This is a genomic window from Bradyrhizobium sp. Kon10, from assembly GCF_055807395.1.
In genome coordinates, this window is the sequence record NZ_JBVVOZ010000103.1 from 1 (window position 1) to 891 (window position 891).

Consider the following 891-nt stretch of genomic DNA (forward strand, 5'->3'; position numbering starts at 1 on the left):
GGCAACTTGGCGAGCACGTTCGCGGTCTTGTGCACCCAGCAGCGCTGCTCGCGCGTTTTCGGCCAGACCTCGCCGGCAGCTTTCCAGAAGCCGAGCGCTCCATCGGCGATGACGAGCCGCGGAGGCACGGCGAGCCCGCGCCGCTTCAGATCAAGCAGCAGCTCGCGCCAGTCGTGCGCGCTCTCGCGGGAACCATCGGTGAAGCCGACCAGTTCCTTGCGGCCTTCCGGCGTCGCACCGATCAGCACCAGGATGCACTGCTTTTCGTCCTCGAGGCGGGCTTCGAGATGGATGCCGTCGGCCCAGATGTAGACGTAGCGCTTTGCCGACAGATCGCGCTTCTGCCACGCGGTGTGTTCATCGAGCCAACCGTCCTTCAGGCGACCGATGGCGGAAGCCGACAACCCGGCAGCATCCTTGCCGAGCAGCGCAGCCAGCGCCTCCGAGAAGTCGCCGGTCGAGATACCCTTCAGGTAAAGGATCGGCAGCAGCGTCTCGATCGATTTCGAGCGGCGCATGTAGGGCGGCAGGATCGACGGAGAGAACCGGATGCGACCAGGATCGGTAGCGGCCGCCTCGCGATCGCGTACACGTGGCTGGCGGACGGCGACCGGACCGATGCCGGTCATCACCTCGCGTTCCGGCAGGTGACCGTGGGCACGAGGCGCTGGTGGCCGTCCGCGGTCTTCAAATCGGCATGCTGGCCGAGAAAGTCCGCGACTTCGGCCTCGATCGCCTTGGCGAGAAGGGCACGTGCCCCGTTGCGCAAGACTTCTGTGAGTTGATCGTCGAAGATTCCTGGCTGAATCAGCTGGATGACGTTATCGTTGGACACGGCATATCGCTCCTTCGGTGGAGAAGTGGAGGCGTCAAGCACCCCCACGATATGCC

At 64.8% G+C, this 891-nt stretch carries 1 pseudogene; it reads right to left on the minus strand.

Annotated features, from left to right (window positions below):
* A pseudogene (locus tag AC0L2O_RS36230) lies at positions 1-835 on the minus strand (IS256 family transposase); the annotation flags it as partial.
* Between the last annotated feature and the right edge of the window lie 56 nt (positions 836-891).